Annotated in this window: 14 protein-coding genes; 8 read left to right on the forward strand and 6 right to left on the reverse strand. The window is 70.7% G+C overall.

Going from position 1 to position 17,204, the window contains the following annotated elements; genetic code table 11:
- Positions 1-33: 33 nt before the first annotated feature.
- Positions 34-2,658 (reverse strand): alanine--tRNA ligase, encoded by a 2,625-nt coding sequence (gene alaS / locus LG388_RS11650; protein ID WP_225782984.1) that lies wholly within the window; start codon positions 2,656-2,658, stop codon positions 34-36.
- A gap of 214 nt (positions 2,659-2,872) precedes the next feature.
- Between alaS and LG388_RS11655 the strand changes: the two genes are divergently transcribed.
- The gene (locus LG388_RS11655; protein ID WP_225782985.1) at positions 2,873-4,192 is read left to right on the forward strand and encodes an Hsp70 family protein; all 1,320 of its coding nucleotides are present in this window, start codon (positions 2,873-2,875) and stop codon (positions 4,190-4,192) included.
- 93 nt (positions 4,193-4,285) lie between these two features.
- On the opposite strand, the gene LG388_RS11660 is transcribed toward LG388_RS11655, so the two are convergent.
- On the reverse strand, positions 4,286-5,143 hold the full coding sequence (locus tag LG388_RS11660; protein WP_225782986.1) for a dienelactone hydrolase family protein: 858 nt from the start codon (positions 5,141-5,143) through the stop codon (positions 4,286-4,288).
- Between the two features lie 117 nt (positions 5,144-5,260).
- On the opposite strand from LG388_RS11660, the gene LG388_RS11665 reads away from it, so the two are divergent.
- The 3 genes from LG388_RS11665 (at position 5,261) to LG388_RS11675 (ending at position 7,806) form a co-directional block, all read left to right on the forward strand.
- The gene (locus LG388_RS11665) at positions 5,261-6,187 is read left to right on the forward strand and encodes a GlxA family transcriptional regulator (protein WP_225782987.1); all 927 of its coding nucleotides are present in this window, start codon (positions 5,261-5,263) and stop codon (positions 6,185-6,187) included.
- A 178-nt stretch (positions 6,188-6,365) separates the two neighbouring features.
- Positions 6,366-6,974 carry an ATP-dependent Clp protease proteolytic subunit gene (locus LG388_RS11670; RefSeq protein WP_225782988.1) on the forward strand — a complete coding sequence of 203 codons (609 nt, stop codon included), beginning with the start codon at positions 6,366-6,368 and terminating at the stop codon, positions 6,972-6,974.
- 223 nt (positions 6,975-7,197) lie between these two features.
- Positions 7,198-7,806, forward strand: a complete 609-nt coding sequence (locus LG388_RS11675) for a LysE family translocator (RefSeq protein ID WP_225782989.1) — start codon at positions 7,198-7,200, stop codon at positions 7,804-7,806.
- Positions 7,807-7,990: 184 nt separating this feature from the next.
- On the opposite strand, the gene LG388_RS11680 is transcribed toward LG388_RS11675, so the two are convergent.
- The 4 genes from LG388_RS11680 to LG388_RS11695 are packed head-to-tail and all read right to left on the reverse strand — an operon-like array spanning position 7,991 to position 14,038.
- Positions 7,991-9,427: an efflux transporter outer membrane subunit gene (locus LG388_RS11680; RefSeq protein WP_304956845.1), complete on the reverse strand. Its 1,437-nt coding sequence runs from the start codon at positions 9,425-9,427 to the stop codon at positions 7,991-7,993.
- Positions 9,424-12,519: a MexW/MexI family multidrug efflux RND transporter permease subunit gene (locus LG388_RS11685; protein ID WP_225782990.1), complete on the reverse strand. Its 3,096-nt coding sequence runs from the start codon at positions 12,517-12,519 to the stop codon at positions 9,424-9,426. The genes LG388_RS11680 and LG388_RS11685 overlap by 4 nt, the downstream gene beginning before the upstream one ends.
- Positions 12,516-13,622, reverse strand: coding sequence for an efflux RND transporter periplasmic adaptor subunit (locus LG388_RS11690; RefSeq protein ID WP_304956846.1), 1,107 nt, complete (start codon positions 13,620-13,622; stop codon positions 12,516-12,518). Before LG388_RS11690 ends, LG388_RS11685 begins: the two co-directional genes overlap by 4 nt.
- On the reverse strand, positions 13,619-14,038 hold the full coding sequence (locus LG388_RS11695) for a DoxX family protein (protein WP_225782991.1): 420 nt from the start codon (positions 14,036-14,038) through the stop codon (positions 13,619-13,621). The genes LG388_RS11690 and LG388_RS11695 overlap by 4 nt, the downstream gene beginning before the upstream one ends.
- 266 nt (positions 14,039-14,304) lie before the next feature.
- Between LG388_RS11695 and LG388_RS11700 the strand changes: the two genes are divergently transcribed.
- The 4 genes from LG388_RS11700 (at position 14,305) to LG388_RS11715 (ending at position 17,159) form a co-directional block, all read left to right on the forward strand.
- Positions 14,305-15,681 carry a CoA transferase gene (locus LG388_RS11700; protein WP_225782992.1) on the forward strand — a complete coding sequence of 459 codons (1,377 nt, stop codon included), beginning with the start codon at positions 14,305-14,307 and terminating at the stop codon, positions 15,679-15,681.
- A complete protein-coding gene (locus LG388_RS11705) occupies positions 15,678-16,220 on the forward strand; it encodes an AAA family ATPase (protein WP_225782993.1) in 543 nt (180 codons plus the stop codon). Before LG388_RS11700 ends, LG388_RS11705 begins: the two co-directional genes overlap by 4 nt.
- Positions 16,221-16,332: 112 nt before the next feature.
- The gene (locus LG388_RS11710) at positions 16,333-16,629 is read left to right on the forward strand and encodes a hypothetical protein (protein ID WP_225783616.1); all 297 of its coding nucleotides are present in this window, start codon (positions 16,333-16,335) and stop codon (positions 16,627-16,629) included.
- Complete coding sequence (locus tag LG388_RS11715; RefSeq protein WP_255632176.1) at positions 16,626-17,159, forward strand: DUF4377 domain-containing protein; 534 nt, start codon at positions 16,626-16,628, stop codon at positions 17,157-17,159. Before LG388_RS11710 ends, LG388_RS11715 begins: the two co-directional genes overlap by 4 nt.
- Positions 17,160-17,204: the final 45 nt, after the last annotated feature.

Consider the following 17,204-nt stretch of genomic DNA (forward strand, 5'->3'; position numbering starts at 1 on the left):
GCGGCTTCCGAGTCAGCGAGTCACGTCACGGCTTCACAGCCGCTCGGCCACCCAGCCCTGCACCGACGCCAGTGCCTTCGGCAGGCCGGCCGCGTCGGTCCCGCCGGCCATCGCCATGTCGGGCTTGCCGCCGCCCTTGCCGCCCACCTGCTGGGCGACGAAGTTGACCAGCTCGCCGGCCTTCATCTTCGCCATCGCGTCGGGTGTGACGCCGGCTGCGATCTGCACCTTGGCGCCGTCGACGGCGGCCAGCACGATGGCGGCGCTCTTGAGCTTGTTCTTGAGCTGGTCCATGGTGTCGCGCAGCTGCTTGGCATCGGCGCCTTGCAGCTGTGCCGCGAGCACCTTGAGGCCCTTGACGTCGACCGCCTGATTCACCAGTTCGTCGCCCTGGCTGGAGGCCAGCTTGCCCTTGAGCGTGCCGACTTCCTTTTCCAGCGCACGCACCTGCTCCAGCACCTGCGCCAGGCGCGGCTGCACCTCGGCCGTGGGCGCCTTCAGCGTGGCGGCCACGCTGTGCACGGTTGATTCGAGCCCCTGCACATAGGCCAGCGCATTCGCGCCGGTGATGGCTTCGACGCGGCGCACGCCGGCGGCCACGCCGCCTTCGCTCACGATCTTGAACAGGCCGATGTCGCCCGTGCGCTGCACGTGCGTGCCGCCGCACAGTTCGCGGCTCGTGCCGATGTCGAGCACGCGCACGGTCTCGCCATACTTCTCGCCGAAAAGCATCATCGCGCCGGTCTTCTGCGCGTCTTCCATGCCCATCACGCGCGCCTGCGTGGACGTGTTGGCCAGGATCTCGGCGTTGACGAGGCGCTCGATCTCCACGATCTGGTCGTGCGTGACGGCTGCGTTGTGCGCGAAGTCGAAGCGCGTCTTGTCGGCATCGACCAGCGAGCCCTTCTGCTGCACGTGCGTGCCCAGCACCTCGCGCAGGGCCTTGTGCATCAGGTGGGTGACGGAGTGGTTGCGCATGGTGGCGGCGCGGCGTTCACCGTCGACCGCGGCTTTCACCGCGTCGCCGACCTTGAGCGTGCCCTGGGTCTGCACGCCGTGGTGGCCATACACGTCGGCCTTGATCTTCTGCGTGTCCTCGACGCCGAAGGCGACGCCCTCGGCACTGATCGTGCCCTGGTCGCCGACCTGGCCACCGCTCTCGCTGTAGAAGGGCGTGGTGTCGAGCACGACGATGCCGGCCTGGCCTTCCTTCAGCTCGGGCACCGACGCGCCCTCGTGGTACAGCGCGACGACCTTGGCCTGCTCTTCCAGGTGCTCGTAGCCGGTGAAGACGTTGGCGGCGCCGCCGTATTCCACGGCGCGTTCCATCTTGAACTTGCCTGCGGCGCGGCCGGCGGCCTTCTGCTTTTCCATCGCGGCGGCGAAGCCCGCCTCGTCCACCGTCACGTTGCGCTCGCGCGCCACGTCCTGCGTCAGGTCGAGCGGGAAGCCGTAGGTGTCGTGCAGCTTGAAGGCGACGTCGCCGGGCAGCGTGGTCTTGCCGCCCTCGAGCGCGCTGTCCAGGATCTCCATGCCGTTGGCCAGCGTCTCGTAGAAGCGCTCTTCCTCGGCCTTGAGCGTGTCGGTGATGTGCTTTTCCTGCGCCGCGAGGCGCGGGTACGCGGCACCCATCAGCGCGACCAGGTCCTTCACCAGCTTGTGGAAGAAGGGCTTCTTCTGGCCCAGCTTGTAGCCGTGGCGGATCGCGCGGCGGATGATGCGGCGCTGCACGTAGCCGCGGCCCTCGTTGCTGGGGATGACGCCGTCGCTGACCAGGAAGGAGGTCGCGCGCACGTGGTCGGCGATCACCTTGAGCGAGGGGTTGGCGAGGTCTGTGGTGCCGGTCTCGCGTGCCGCGGCGTGGATCAGCGCCTCGAAGATGTCGATCTCGTAGTTGCTGTGCACGTGCTGCAGGATGGCCGCCAGGCGCTCCAGGCCCATGCCGGTGTCGACGCAGGGCGCCGGCAGCTTGACCACGCTGCCGTCGGGCTGCATGTCGAACTGCATGAACACGTGGTTCCAGATCTCGATGAAGCGGTCGCCGTCTTCATCGGGGCTGCCGGGCGGGCCGCCGGGGATGTGCGGGCCGTGGTCGTAGAAAATTTCCGAGCAGGGGCCGCAGGGGCCGGTGTCGGCCATCATCCAGAAGTTGTCGGACTTGTACTTGCCGCCCTTGTTGTCGCCGATGCGGATCACGCGCTCGGGCGGCAGGCCGATATCCTTCGTCCAGATGTCGTAGGCCTCGTCGTCCTCGTGGTAGACGGTGGCCAGCAGCTTGTCGGCCGGCAGCTTGTAGACCTTCGTCAGCAGCTCCCAGCCCCAGGTGATCGACTCGCGCTTGAAGTAGTCGCCGAAGCTCCAGTTGCCCAACATCTCGAAGAAGGTGTGGTGGCGCGCGGTGTAGCCCACGTTCTCCAGGTCGTTGTGCTTGCCGCCGGCGCGCAGGCAGGCCTGCACCGAGGCCGCGCGCACGTAGGGGCGCTTGTCGGTGCCCAGGAACACGTCCTTGAACTGCACCATGCCCGAGTTGGTGAACATCAGCGTCGGATCGTTGCCCGGCACCAGCGGGCTCGACGCCACGACCGTGTGGCCCTTGGATTCGAAGAAATCGAGGAAGCTCTTGCGGATGTCCGCGACCGTGAATGTGGGCTGGCTCATGAGTCTGGAAAGTGGGGCATCGGGCGGGCGCCGGATCGGCGAAACCGACGGTGGCGAAGCGCCTGCTAAGTGCTTGATAACTGCTTGATGCGATTGAACATTCGATTATAGGTTTTGGGGGTGCGGGCCGATCGCCCCGCCGATAGAATCCGCGCCCCTCCCCGCCTCCCTGGATTCCCGGCCGCCTGCGTTGCGCACGCGGCCCGCCTGCGCCATGCCCTCTTTCGCCGCCCCGCTCGCCTCGCGCACGCCCGCTTTCTGCGCCATCGACTTCGGCACTTCGAACTCGGCCATCGCCATCCCGGTGGCCGAAGGCATGGCACTGGTCGAGCTGGAGCCCGGCCGCCGCACCATGCCCACCGCGGTCTTCTACCAGGTCGAAGGCCTGGCGGCGCACGAGGAAGCGCAGCGCCTGTACGGCCGCGAAGCGCTGGCCGCCTACGTGCAGGGGTACGAGGGGCGGCTGATGCGCTCGATGAAGAGCATCCTGGGCTCGGCGCTGGCCGAGCAGAGCACCGACGTGGGCGCAGGCCGTTCGGTGCGCTACCTGGACGTGGTGGGCGGCTACCTGCAGCGGCTCAAGACCCTGGCCGAACGGGCGGCGGGCCAGCCCCTGGAGCGCGCCGTGCTGGGGCGGCCCGTGTACTTCGTCGACGACGACCCGGCGCGCGACGCCCAGGCGCAGCAGGCGCTGGAAAGCGCCGCGCGCGCGGTCGGCCTGCGCGAACTGAGCTTCCAGTACGAGCCCATCGCCGCCGCGCTGGACCATGAACAGCGCGTGGCCCGCGAGGAGCTGGTGCTGGTGGCCGACATCGGCGGCGGCACCTCGGACTTTTCGCTGGTGCGCGTGGGCCCCGAACGCCGCCGGCGGCTGGAGCGCAAGGACGACATCCTGGCCAGCCACGGCGTGCACGTCGCGGGCACCGACTTCGACCGCCATGTGGAGCTGGCCGCCATCCTGCCCGCCTGCGGCCACCGCGGACTGGGACCGAACCGCCCCGGCAGCACGCCGCGCGAAGTGCCCAGCCGCGTGTACTTCGACCTGGCGACCTGGCACCTGATCAACACCGTGTACGCCCCGCAGCGCGTGGCCGAGCTGCGCCGCATGCGCGAGTTCTACGCCGACCCGGCGCAGCACCGCCGCCTGATGACCGTGGTGGAAGCGCAATTGGGCCACGCCCTCCTGGGCCAGGCCGAGGCGGCGAAGATCGCCGTGGCCGAAGGCGGCGCCACCGTCATCGACCTGGGCCGGCTGGAACGCGGCCTGCAGTCTTCGCTTCATGAGGCCGAGGCCGTGCGGGTGCTGGACGGCGACATGCAGCGCATCGTGGATGCCGCCCTGGAAACCCTGCGCCGGGCCGGCGTCGCGACGGACGCCGTGGATGCTGTGTACTTCACGGGCGGCTCCACGGGTTTTCGCCCGCTCACCGAACGCATCGCCGCCGCGCTGCCCGCCGCCCGCGCCCTGCACGGCGACCGCGACGCGAGCGTGGCGCAGGGGCTGGGGCTGCATGCCCAGCGCCTGTTTGGATGACGCCCGCGTCGCGCAGGGCCCGGCCCCTCGGGCGCGCAGCCTGACGCAGCGGCCTGCGCCGCCGCTGCGCATGCGGGTGCGCGCGCAGCCGGCCTACTGCGCCGGCGCCCCGAGGATGGCCGCCGCCTCGCTGCCCGGTTTCAGCCGGCCGCGAAAGAAAGCAATGATCTCGTCACGCGCCGCGAGGGTCGGCTGGCCGGCCTCGTCGATCAGGTGCGCGGTGAGCACGCTGTGCGGCGTGGGCACATGCTGCGCAAAAAAAGGCGCCACGTCGTCATGGGCCGCGCTGTCCGGCAGCACCCGCGCGACGAAGCGCTCGCCCAGCGCCTGCCGGTAGGCGGCAAAGCGCTGCGCGCGGCAGAAGCGGTCACCCTCGAAACGGTAGGCCATCACCGTCAGGTCTTCGCGCTCCAGGCGCTCGCGCACCTGGCGCACTTCATCAGGGGCGCTCTCGATGGCCTCCGGCGCGTCCAGCGGCAGCGAAGGCTGCGCCAGCACGGGGGCCAGCACGGCCGGCTCCAGCATCAGGGTCAGCGCGAAATTGCCGGTGAAGCACATGCCGATCGCGCCTACCCCTGGGCCGCCGCACTCTTCGTGGGCCTGACGGGCCAGCAGCCGCAGCCAGTGCGTCACAGGACTCGACGCATGGCCTGCGAAGGCGCGGAACTCGGCGCTGACGCAGGCGCGCTGGAACACCGCGGCGCCCTCCCCGGCCTGCGGCACGGCGCCGTCCCGGCCGAAGAGCGATGGCATGTAGACCGTGAAGCCGGCGTCGCGCACCCAGCGCGCGAAGCGCACCACCTGCGGGCTGATGCCCGGCATCTCGGTCATCACGAGCACGGCCGGCCCGGCCCCCGCCACGTAGACGCGCTTGCAAACGCCTTCGAGCGTCACGCTGCGCGGCGTGAAGTCCTCCAGGGGGTCGTCCTGCTTCATGGATCGGTGCAGCATGGGGAAACGGTCTCCTTCAAAAATGGCGCGGCGCACGTCGCAGCCCCTGCCGGATCATGGCCGCGGCCAGGTCAGGAGACGAGTGTCTAGAATGACAATAAAAAGGCATTTTTTGACATGACGTCCGTGGCCATCCTGGAGATCGGAGGGTGCCTGGCCTCAAGCGCGGCCCTCAGCCATGACATGCTGGCGACCGCGAACCGGCTGGCCCCCAGCGGTCGGGCGCCCTTCCAGGTGCGCGCGGTGCAGTGCGGGCCGCGCCGCGCGTCCGGCGACCTGCATGGCGCGGACCTGGTCATCGTTCCCGGGCTCGGCATGCCGGCGGTCGACGACCTGGCCGGCACGCTCGCCGGTGCCGCGTGCCGGCGCGCCGGCGGCATGCTGGTCGATGCGCACTCGCGCGGCGCCGCGCTCGCGGCTTCCTGCGCCAGCACCTTCGTGCTGGCGCAGGCCGGCCTGCTCGACGGCCGTCGCGCCACGACGAGCTGGTGGCTGGCCCCGCAGTTCCGCCAGCGCTACCCCCAGGTGGAACTGGTGCCCGAGCAGGTCGTGGTGGCCGACTGGCCCATCGCCACGGGCGGTGCAGCCCTGGCGCACATGGACCTCATGCTGGCCGTCGTCGCGCGCTTCGCCAGCCCGGCCGTGGCGAAGACCTGCGCCCGCTTCCTGCTGCTCGACGAACGCCGCTCGCAGGCGCCGTTCATGGCCGTGACCTACCTGGCCGGCCAGGACCCGGCCCTGGCCAAGGCCGAGACCTGGGTGCGCCAGCACATCGCACGCGACTTCGCGATGGAGGAACTCGCCGCCGCCGTGGCCCTGGGCCCGCGCACCTTCGCCCGGCGCCTGGCGGCGACCTGCGGGCTCTCGCCCATCCAGTTCGTGCAGCGGATCCGGCTGGAGACCGCGCAGCATCTGCTGGCCACCACGCGCCTGCCACTGGAGCAGATCGCGCAGTCGGTCGGCTATGCAGACGCCTCGACACTGCGGCGCCTGATCCGGCGCGACACCCAGCGCACGCCAGCGCACTTCCGCAGCGCGCGGTGAACATCCTCGGCAACGATGCGTCAAGCCGCCACACAACAACGTGGCGGATGGCCCACAGCGCCGTGCAGGCAACACCTTTCGCTTGACCCCAGCTTAACTTGAGGTTTTATCCTGCCCGCGCCCAGGCTCCCCAGCGATGCGCTCGGCACGGTCCTGTAACCCTCTTGAGTTCTCCTCCATGCTCGCCAACGACACCGAATCACCCGAATCGCCCCCCCTCGCCCAGCCGGGAGGCGCCAGTACTTTTCTCGAAGAGAAGGCTTTTCGCGCACGCTCGGTGCTCGTGTTCGGCACCGTGACGGACGCACTGGCCGCGGAAACCGTGCGCAAGCTGCTGGCGCTGGACGCCGAATCCAGTGCGCCGATCACCGTCTTCGTCTGCTCGCCCGGGGGCCATCTCGAATCGGGCGATGCCATCCATGACGTCGTGCGCTTCGTTTCCTCGCCGGTCCACATGGTGGGCACCGGATGGGTCGGCAGCGCGGCCACCCACCTCTTCCTCGGCGCGCCGCGCGAGCGCCGCTTCTGCCTGCCGCAGACCCGCTTCCTGATCCACCAGCCGAGTGGAGGCACCGGCGGTCCCGCCAGCGACATCGCGATCCAGGCCAGGGAAATCATCAAGGCCCGCGAGCGCATTGCGCAGGTCATCGCCCGCGAGACCGGCCAGCCGCTCGAACGCGTGCACAAGGACATCGAACGCGACCTGTGGATGCCGGCCGAGGAAGCGATGGCCTACGGGCTCGTGTCGCGCATCATCCAGCGCCGCACGGAGCTGCCAGCGGCGTGAAGCCAGCGCTTCGCGTGCCTCGGCCCAGCCCATCGAGACCAGGGTCTCGGCCCCTGAAGCGGCGCCTGTCCGAGGTCCACGCAAGCGTAGCGGCGCTGGCTGCCGCCGCGTCCAGGGATGCGGCGCAGGCATCACGCCCGGCATCGGCGTGCCGTGAGCACCAGCGCAACGGCTGCCTCTCCCCGCCCTCCTGCCGGCCTCCCCCTACCGCCACCCATCCCCCATGCGCCCCGACCTGCTCCTCGCCTTCATGGCCTATGCGTTCGTGACTTCGATCACACCCGGGCCCAACAACACGATGCTGCTCGCGTCGGGCCTCAACCATGGCTTCGCGCGCAGCGTGCCGCACATCCTCGGCATCAGCGTCGGCTTTGCGCTCATGGTGCTGGGCGTGGGCGCCGGGCTCGGGCAGCTCTTTGCCACCTATCCTTCGCTGTACACCAGCCTGCGCGTGGTCGGTGCGGTCTACCTTCTCTGGCTGGCCTGGCAGATCGCCACGGCCCAGCCGATGCAGGAGGCGGCCGCCCCTGGCCAGCCCTTCGGCTTCTGGAAGGCCGCCGCCTTCCAGTGGGTCAATCCCAAGGCGTGGATCATGGCCATCGGCGCCATTGCCACCTATGCCCCGGCCGAGGGCGGATTGCTCGCGGTGACCGTCATCGCGGCCCTCTTTGCCGCCGTCAATGCGCCCAGTGTCGCCCTCTGGGCGGCCTTCGGCACGACGCTTCGCCGCTGGCTCACGGACCGGCGCCACCTGCGCCTCTTCAACCTCGCGATGGCCCTGCTGCTCGTGCTGTCCCTGTATCCCTTGCTGTCGGGGCACACGCAGGCTTGATCCACCGCCCCGGTCCCGTTGTCGCCCCAAGCCCAAATCTGGTCGATGTGGGGCCGGACGACGAGCCGGTGGATCTCGAACAGGCAGGGCGCATCACCCGGCACAGGAGGCCGAAGACCCATGCAGGCCTCATGCTTTGCCATGCCGGGGGACGTCTCCAGCGGGCCGGCCAGGTCCAGGCCGGTCATGAGACTGTCTCGGGGGGCGACGATGGCACCGGCAGGCCCAGGGCCTTGCACAGTGCCACGACCTGCATCTGCGCCGTCGCGTCCTGGCGCGCGACCTGCTGGCGCAGCTGGAACAGGGTGCGCTGGTTCTCCAGCACCGCCGCGTAGCTCCCGGCGCCGGCTCGGTAGCGCTTGTCGGCCATGTCGAACGCCGCCTGGGCGTGCGCTGCGGCGCGCAGCAGCGCAGCCAACTGGCGCTGCTGTTCGGCCAGCTGCGTCACGGCGTTCTCGACTTCTTCCTGCGCCGTGAGCAAGACCTGTTCATAGCGCGCCAGCGCGCCCTCCGACAGGGCCTCGGCCCCGCGCAGGCGGGCGCGGGCATTGCCCAGGCGCAGGGCGGGCCAGGACACGGTGGGCGCGATCTGGAAGGCCCGCGAGGCGGCGCTGCCCAGGTCCCCGTCGCGCAGGGCGAAGAAGCCCAGGAAGCCGCCCAGGTCGATGCGCGGATACAGCTCGGCGGTGGCCGCGCCGACCTCCTCGGCATGGGCCGCCAGAAGCCGCTCGGCCTGCACCACGTCGGGCCGCGCCAGAATCAGCCGGTTCACGTCACCCAGCGGCAGTTGCGCCGCCAGCGGCGCGCCTTGGGCAGCCGCCGGATCGGGCAGGCCGCCCTGGCCAGGTCGCTGGCCGGCCAGCACATCGAGCCGATGGCGGGCCCGCTGCAAGGAGGCCACCAGGGGCGCAATGGCCGCCTCGCTGCGCAACAGCTGGGCCTGGGCGTTCTCCAGGTCCTCGGGCAGGCCGGCGCCAGCGCGCAGGCGAGCCTGGGCCAGCCTCACGGTTTCGCGCCAGTTGTCGGCTTCCTGCCGCGCCACCGCCAGTTGCCGCTGGTCGCCCTGCGCCTCGAACCAGGTGCGCGCCACTTCGGCGGCGATGCTCAGGCGGGTCATGTCCAGTTCGGCCTGGCCGGCCTCGGCCCGCGCCTGCGCCGCCTGCTGCAGCCGGTCCAGGCGGCCGAACAGGTCGATCTCCCACTGCACGTCGAAGCCGGCCTGCCAGGATTCGGACAGGGTGCGCGCACCGCCGTTGCTGGCCTGCTGCTGGATGCCACGGCTGTAGCCGGCGCCGCTGGTCACGCCCGGCAGGCGGTCGAGCCGGCGCTCGTCGACGATGGCGCGCGCGGCCAGCAGGCGGGATCGGGCCTGGCGGATGTCATGGTTGTGCGCCAGCGCCGCCTCGATCCAGCGGCTGAGGCCCTCGTCCTCGAAGATGCGCCACCAGGCGGCGGGCATCGCCCGGGACCCGCGCGCGGCGACTTCCGCTGCCTGCGGGCTGGCCAGCACGAGAGCCGGCCCCTGCGGCCGGGCGTACTGCGGCCCGACCGCGCAGCCGGCCAGCGCCGCCGCCAGCGCTGCGGCCGCGCCCGCGCGGACACTCATCTTGCTTCGCTTCATGCGGCCACTCCTTCGGCCTGGTCGATTTCGGCCAGTTGCCGGCTGCGCGCCCCCTGCACGCGGTGGTCGCGCGCGAGCCAGGTGTAAATCGTCGGCAGCACGAACAGCGTGAACAGCGTGCCCACCAGCATGCCGCAGACGATCACCGCCCCGAGGCCGAAGCGGCTGTTGGCACCGGCCCCGCTGGCGAACAGCAGCGGCACCACGCCGAAGGCCATCGCCCCGGTGGTCATCAGCACCGGCCGCAGGCGGATCTGCGCGGCGCGGACGATGGCGGCGCGGCGGTCCAGCCGTTCACGGACCTGCAGCTCGTTGGCGAACTCCACCATCAGGATGCCGTGCTTGCTGATCAGGCCGATCAGCGTCACCAGCCCGATCTGGGTGTAGATGTTCAGCGTAGCCCAGCCCAGTGCCAGCGGCAGCAAGGCGCCGCAGATCGACAGCGGCACGGTGATCAGGATGATCAGCGGATCGACCAGGCTCTCGTACTGCGCGGCCAGCACGAGGTAGATCACGACCAGGGCGGCCAGGAAGGCGAACACCAGCGCGTGGCCCTCCTGCACGTACTGGCGCGACTCGGACTGCCAGTCGTGGCTGAAGCCCGGCGGCAGCTCGGCCACGGCCTGCTCCAGGAAGCCCACGGCCTGGCCCAGCGAGACGCCGGGGGCAGGAATGGCCTGCAGGGTGGCCGCGTTCTGCTGGTTGAACTGGTTCAACCGATTGGGCGCCACGCCCATGTCCAGCCGCACCACGGTGGACAGCGGCACCAGGCTGCCGTCCCCGGTGCGCACGTACTGCCGCGCCAGCGCCTGCGGGGTCAGGCGCTGCTCGCCCACGCTCTGCGGAATCACGTCGTAGGAGCGGCCGAACAGCGCGAAGCGGTTGACGTAGTTCTCGCCGACCAGCACGCCCAGCGAATCACCGATGTCCTGCAGCGCGATGCCCAGGCTCGCGGCCTTGGCGCGCTCGATCGTCACCTGCACCAGCGGGCTGTCGTATTCGAGGTCGCTGTCCACCACCACGAACAGGCCGCTGTCGCGGGCGCGTTGCTTGATGCCCTCCATGGCCTCGTACAGCACCGGATAGTCCTGCGCGCTGCGCAGCACCAGTTGCACCGGCAGGCCGCCGCTGCCGCCCGGCAGCGGCGCGACCTGGAACACGAAGATGTCGCTGCCGGCGATCTCGCCGACGGCGCCTTGCAGCTCAGCCACGATCTCAGGCTCCTTGCGCGTGCGCGCTTTCCACTCCGACAGGTTGACGCCTCCGAAGCTGGCCGCGGGCCCGTCGGTGCCGTTGATGATCCAGGTGCCCACGCTTTCAGGAATGCGCGACATCACCGCATGCAGTTCGTCGGCAAAGCGTTCCGCGTAATCGAGGCTGGCATGCTGCGGCGACTTCACCGCCGCCAGCACCGCCGCCTGGTCTTCCGGCGGCGCCAGTTCGCGCTGCGGCAACTGGTAGAGGAAGGGCAGGCTGAGGCAGACCCCGATGGCGAAGCCTCCGCTGAGCCAGCGATGCCGAAGTGATCCGCCCAGCAGGCGCCCGTAGCGATCCGCCAGGCCGCCGAAGACCCGCTCGGCCAGGCGGGCCATGCGCCCCGGTCCGTTGCCTTGATGGCTGGACTTCAGCAGCAGCGAACTCATCACCGGCGAGAGCGTCAGCGCCACCACGCCGGAGACGACCACGGCGCCGGCCAGGGTGAGCGCGAACTCGCGGAACAGCGCACCGGTCAGCCCGCCCATCAGGCCGATGGGCGCATACACGGCGGCCAGGGTCAGCGTCATGGCAACCACCGGCCCCGCGATCTCGCGCGCGCCGACCAGCGCCGCCGCCACGGGCGACTTGCCTTCCTCGATGTGGCGGTGCACGTTCTCGACCACCACGATGGCGTCGTCCACCACCAGCCCGATGGCCAGCACCATCGCCAGCAGGGTCAGCAGGTTGATGCTGAAGCCGAAGGCCAGCATCAGCGCCGCCGCGCCCAGCATGGACAGCGGGATGGCGACCACCGGGATCACCACGCTGCGCAGTGAGCCCAGGCACAGCCAGATCACCAGAACGACGATCAGCACCGCCTCCACCAGGGTCTTCACCACCTCCTGGATCGAGGCGTCGATGAAGCGCGCGCGCTCGTAGACCATCGCGGCCTTCACGCCCGGCGGCAGCGTCTTCTCGATCTCCGGCATCAGCCGGCGGATGCCGTCCACGATGACCAGCGGGTTGCCCTTGGGCGTGGGGAACAGCGACAGGTAGACGGCCGGCTCGCCATTCATCTGGCCGCTGGTCTGCGTCGAGGCCGCGCCCAGCTCCACCGTGCCCACGTCGCGCAGGCGCACCAGGCCGTTGCCGTCATGGCGGATGACCAGGTCGCGGAACTCCTCCACGCTCGTCAAGTCGGAATTGACCCGCACGTTGGCGATCACGTACTGCCCACGCACCTGTCCCGGCGCGGCCTGGTAGTTGTTGCGGCGGATCGCGTCGGCCACGTCCGTGGCGGTCAGCCCGCGCCCGGCCAGCCGTTCGGCGTCCAGCCACAGGCGCATCGCCAGCTTCTGGCCGCCGTCCACCTGAACCTTCGCCACGCCGTCGATGCCGGACAGCAGCGGCTCGACCACCCGCGAGAGGTAGTCGGTCAGCTCCGGCGTCGACAGGCTGCCGGTGGAAAAGCCCACATAGGCCACCGCCGTCGAATCGCCGGCCGACAGCTCGATCACCGGGTCATAGGCGCGCTCGGGCAGGCGAAAGCGGACCTGGTTGACCTTGGCCATGGCCTCGGTCAGCGCCTGGTTCGAATCCCGGTTGAGCTCCATGCGCAACGTGACCAGGCTTCGGCCTTGCGTCGACGAGGAGGACAGGTAGTCGATGCCCTCGACCGAGGACACGGCCTGCGCGATCGGCTGCGTCACGAAGCCCTGCATCAGCTCGGCCGAGGCGCCCGGGTACTCGGTACTGACCGTGATGGTGGACGTTTCCAGCGTGGGGTACTGGCGGATCGGCAGCTTGCCGAACGCGAACAGGCCCAGCAGCACGAGCAGGCTGCTGACCACCAGCGCCAGCACCGGGCGGCGAACGAAGACGTCGGTGAAGCTCATGATGCCTGCCCCCGGCTCGCCGCTGCCCGCGGGGAGCCCGCCTCCTCGCGCAACGCGTCGCGCGCGACCTCCTCGACCGCCATGCCATCGCTGAGCTTGAGCTGGCCCGACACCACCACGCGGTCGCCCGCCTTCAGGCCGGAGACGATCTCCACCCGTCCGTCCCAGCGTTCACCCGTCTTGACCGCGACGCGGCGCACCTTCAGGGCCTGCTGTTCGCCGGGTTCGACGACGAACACCGTCTGGCCGTAGGCCGTGTAGGTCACCGCGGTTTCGGGCACGGCCAATACCGGCGTCGGCGCGTGGCGCAGCACGCGCACATGCGCGAACATGCCGGCCTGCAGCACGGCGTCGGCGTTGGGAACGCGGGCCTGCACCTGCAGCGTGCGCGCCTTGCCGATCAACGGGTCGATCGCGGCCACCTGCGCCTCGAAGCGGCGTTGCGGCCAGGCATCGACGCGGAGCTCCACCGGCTGGCCCGGCCGCAGATGGGGGAAGGCCTGTTCTTCGAGCGCGAAGTTGACGCGGAGGGTGGCGGCATCGACCAGGCTGGCGATGGCGTCGCCGGCCTGGAGGTACTGCCCCTCATGCACGCGGCGGATGCCGACCATGCCGGCGAACGGCGCACGGATCGCCTTCTGCGCGATCACCGCCTCGCTCCTGCGCAACTCGCCCTGCGCCATGTCGTGTGCGGCCTGGGCCTGGTCGAGCTGCTCCTGCGTGGCCACCTGATCGGCCATCAACTGGCGGGTGCGTGCCAGCACGGTCTCGGCATTGCGCAGTTGCGCGCGCAGCCGCAAGCGCTCGGCCTGCTCGGGCGCGTCGTTGACCTGCACCAGCAATTCACCCTGCTTCACGCGCTGCCCGGATGTGAACGCGATGCGCGTGATGCGCCCGGCGGTTTCCGCAGCCAGTTCCACCTGCCGCGCGGCCTCCAGTTCACCGACCCCGTGGAAGGCGCGCGGCGCCTGGGCATGCTCGACCGGCGCCAAGGCCACCTTGGTGGCCGGCCAGGCGCCGGCGCCGTCCGCGCTGGCGGTGCATCCCGCCAGACCGATCGCGCTGGCCATCGCCAGACCCAGAAAGGCGATGCGGGCATTCATGCCCGTGCCTCCGGGCGGCGGTGCAGGCGGCTGGCGATCGCCGCCGCGACCAATCCGCCGATCAGGCTGATGTGCTCCAGCGCCCAGAACAGAGCCGCCTGGGCCTGCGGCTGGGGCAGCGCCCAGAAGCGGTGCACGACGAGGATGGTCAGCAGCAGAAACACGGCCAGCGCGCCGGCTCCCAGCCACAGCGCACGATCGAGCAGGAGCAGGGCCGAGCCGCCGAGCAGCACACCGATGGTGGCGATGTTGAACAGCCAGTCCGGTTCGAGCCCGGCGGCCCGCATCTCGGCCAGCCCGCCCTGGAAATCGATCAGCTTGGCCAGGCCCGACGAAAGAAATACCACCGCCAGCAGGATGCGGGCGACGAGCCATAGCCAGCGGCTGTCCAGCGTCTTTCCAATGAGGTCTTGCATGCGTGCGCGCTCTCTCGAAGAAACGGCCGCGCGGCATGGGGCGTGCGGCCGGAGGGTTGCAGGAAGGCTGGCCGCGGTGAAGATGGCCTGCCAGGATCGACGCGGCGGACTGTAGAACCTCAACCAAAGATGAGGTCAAGCCATGAGCGCAAGGAAGCCGATTCGTGAGTCGGCCCCCAGGGCTTTCGGACAGCCTCGCCGGGCCGCCGCTGGCGACATGATGAAATTCCGCTTGAATGGGCGATGCCCTGCGAGGAATCCCTCCGATGAATCCATTTGATGCGCTGAATGCACTTTGGGCACTGGCCGGGCTGCCTTCCCAGGCGCTGGCCGAAATCGACCTGACCGGGCAGGACCCGGTTTTTCCCTCGTCCTTCGCCGTCGGAACGGCCGCGCAGGCGAGCGTCGCGGCGGCGGCACTGGCCGCCTGCGAACTGGCCCATGCGCGGGGCGTGCCGCGCCAGCGCGTCGCGGTGGACATGGCCCACGCCGCCGCCGAATGCACCGGCGGGTTCACCCTCGATGGCCAGGCGCCCGAGTTGTGGGACCCGTTCGCGGGCCTGTACCCCTGCGCCGATGGCCACGTGCGCATCCACACCAACTTTCAGCATCACCGCGACGGGGCGCTGCGCCTGCTGGGCCTGGGCCCGGCCACCGCCACGCGCGCGGATGCGCAGCAGGCCCTGCGGGGCTGGAAGGCGCTGGACTTCGAGCAGGCCGCGGCCGAACGGAAGCTGGTCGCCACCGCGCTGCGCAGCTTCGCCGAGTGGGATGCCACGCCCCAGGGCCAGGCAGTGGCCGCGCAACCGCCGCTGACGATCACCCGCATCGGCGAGGCGCCGCCGCGCGCCCTGCCGCCCTTGGCGGCCGACGCCCGGCCGCTCGACGGTCTGCGCGTGCTCGACCTCACGCGCATCCTGGCCGGCCCCGTCGGCGGGCGGGCGCTGGCGTCGTTCGGCGCGGACGTGATGCTGGTCAATTCACCCCAGCTGCCCAACATCGCCGCCATCGCCGAAACCAGCCGCGGCAAGCGCTCGGCGCATGTCGACCTGCGCACCGAGGTCGGTCGCGAATTGCTTTGGCGCCTGGTCGATGGCGCCCACGTGTTCTCGCAGGGCTACCGCCCCGGCGGCCTGGCCGCGCTCGGTTTTTCGCCCGAGGCCCTCGCCGCACGCCGGCCCGGCATCGTCGCCGTGTCGCTGAGCGCCTACGGCACCCACGGGCCGTGGGCCGATCGGCGCGGCTTCGACTCGCTGGTGCAGACCGCGATGGGCTTCAACCATGCCGAGGGCGAGGCGGCGGGCGATGGCCAGCCGCGTGCGCTGCCGATGCAGATCCTGGACCAGGCCAGCGGTTTCTTCATGGCCTTTGGCGCGGCCGCCGCGCTGTGGCGCCAACAGCGCGAAGGCGGCAGCTGGCACGTGCAGGTGTCGCTGGCGCAGACGGGCCACTGGCTGCGCGGGCTGGGACGCGTGGCGCATGGCCTGCGCGCCGGCAAGCCGGACCTCACGCCCTGGCTCGCCGACGAAAGCTCCGGCTTCGGCCGGCTGCGCGCCGTGCGGCCCAGCGCCCAGCTGTCGCGGACGCCGGCCGGCTATGCGCGGACGTCGGTGCCGCCGGGCACGGATGAGCCGAACTGGTGACGCCCATCCCAGCTCAGGTGGTCATCTCGGGCTGCTCCGGCGGCGGCAAGTCCACTTTGCTCGCGGAGCTGCAGCGGCGCGGCCATGTCACCGTGGCCGAGCCCGGCCGAAGGATCATCGCCGAGCAGATGCGACAAAGCGGCGATGCCTTGCCATGGGGCGACATGGCCGCCTTTTTGCGTGAGGCGCTGCGTGTCGCTGCCACCGACCTCGAAGAAGCGGCGCGGGTCACCGGACCGGTCTTCTTCGACCGCGGGCTGATCGATGCGGCCGCTGCACTTCAGCGGCTCTGCCAGGTGCCGCTGTCGCAGAGCCTGGGCGAAGCCCGTCCCTACGGGCGGCTCGTCTTCCTCGCGCCGCCCTGGCCGGAAATCTATCGCGCCGACGAGGAGCGGCGACATGGCTTTCAAGAGGCAGCGGCCGAGCATGCCCACCTGGACGCCACCTACCGGGCCTTGGGCTACGACGTCCGGCTGCTTCCGCGCGCCGGAGTGGCCGAGCGGGCCGATTTCGTTCTCGAGGCGATTCATCGCGGCTGAAGGCGGGATCCCGCAGCGGCGGGCGGTGCCGAGCTTGGCGCGGCCCGGTCCCACCTGGCAGCCACTGCAACTGCGCTATGGTGCAGGTCTTCAAGACTTGCCCCCTGACGCCATGCAACGCCTCCTGACCCACGCAACCCTGACCGCCGCGCTGGCCGCCACCCTTGGCGGTTGCGCAGGCACCCCGCCGGCGGCGGCGCCTTCCCCGTCCTCACCGTCCTCCCCCTCCCTGTCGGCGCCGCAGCAGTTGCAGGCCTACCAATGGGATCTTCAGGCCGCGTTCGATGCGCAGGGCCAGCCGTCGCCCGGCTGGCAGCTGCCGGGCCGCCCGGCCGTGCGCCTGGCTTCCAGGCGGACCGGCTTTCGGCGCAGAACCTGTGCAACGTCCTCGGTGCGGGCTATGCGCTGACGGGCACGCAGATGACGGTGGGCCGCCCCGTCGCCACGATGCGCGCCTGCGCCGAACCCGGGCTGATGGCGCTGGAGCGCCGCGTGGCGGAACAGTTGCCGCGCGTTCAGCGCTACGAGTTGCGGCCCGGCGTGTCGCGGCCGGCGCCCGTGCTGGTGCTGCACTTCTCCAACGGCGAACGCTGGGAGCTGGCCGGCACCCCCACGCCCGCCACCCGTTACGGCTCGGCCGGAGAGCGTGTGTTCCTCGAAGTGGCGCCGCAGCGCGTGGCCTGCAACCACCCGCTGATGCCCAACGCGACCTGCCTGCGCGTGCGGGACGTGCAGTTCGATGCGCAAGGCCTGAAGCAGTCCGTCGGCGACTGGCGCATCTTCCAGGGCGAGATCGAGGGCTACACGCACCGGCCCGGCGTGCGCAACGTGCTGCGGCTGCAGCGCTATTCGCTGGTACGCAATGGCCAGGCGCCGGCCGACGGGCCTCGCCACGCCTACGTGCTCGACATGGTCGTGGAGTCGGAACAGGTGCGCTGAAGCCGGGCCGCCTTTGGCGGACGGGCACCGGTCTCGTCGCGCAGC

Source organism: Xenophilus sp. Marseille-Q4582 (assembly GCF_916700565.1).
Taxonomy (GTDB): Bacteria; Pseudomonadota; Gammaproteobacteria; order Burkholderiales; family Burkholderiaceae_C; genus Xenophilus.

Excerpts from the sequence above, each read along its gene's own strand:
- LG388_RS11685 (WP_225782990.1), bottom strand. The coding sequence starts at position 12,519 with ATGAGCTTCACCGACGTCTTCGTTCGCCGCCCGGTGCTGGCGCTGGTG.
- LG388_RS11655 (WP_225782985.1), top strand. The coding sequence starts at position 2,873 with ATGCCCTCTTTCGCCGCCCCGCTCGCCTCGCGCACGCCCGCTTTCTGC.
- LG388_RS11690 (WP_304956846.1), bottom strand. The coding sequence starts at position 13,622 with ATGAATGCCCGCATCGCCTTTCTGGGTCTGGCGATGGCCAGCGCGATC.
- LG388_RS11660 (WP_225782986.1), bottom strand. The coding sequence starts at position 5,143 with ATGCTGCACCGATCCATGAAGCAGGACGACCCCCTGGAGGACTTCACG.
- LG388_RS11665 (WP_225782987.1), top strand. The coding sequence starts at position 5,261 with ATGACGTCCGTGGCCATCCTGGAGATCGGAGGGTGCCTGGCCTCAAGC.
- LG388_RS11710 (WP_225783616.1), top strand. The coding sequence starts at position 16,333 with ATGCAACGCCTCCTGACCCACGCAACCCTGACCGCCGCGCTGGCCGCC.
- LG388_RS11680 (WP_304956845.1), bottom strand. The coding sequence starts at position 9,427 with ATGAAGCGAAGCAAGATGAGTGTCCGCGCGGGCGCGGCCGCAGCGCTG.
- LG388_RS11670 (WP_225782988.1), top strand. The coding sequence starts at position 6,366 with ATGCTCGCCAACGACACCGAATCACCCGAATCGCCCCCCCTCGCCCAG.
- alaS (WP_225782984.1), bottom strand. The coding sequence starts at position 2,658 with ATGAGCCAGCCCACATTCACGGTCGCGGACATCCGCAAGAGCTTCCTC.
- LG388_RS11700 (WP_225782992.1), top strand. The coding sequence starts at position 14,305 with ATGAATCCATTTGATGCGCTGAATGCACTTTGGGCACTGGCCGGGCTG.
- LG388_RS11695 (WP_225782991.1), bottom strand. The coding sequence starts at position 14,038 with ATGCAAGACCTCATTGGAAAGACGCTGGACAGCCGCTGGCTATGGCTC.
- LG388_RS11675 (WP_225782989.1), top strand. The coding sequence starts at position 7,198 with ATGCGCCCCGACCTGCTCCTCGCCTTCATGGCCTATGCGTTCGTGACT.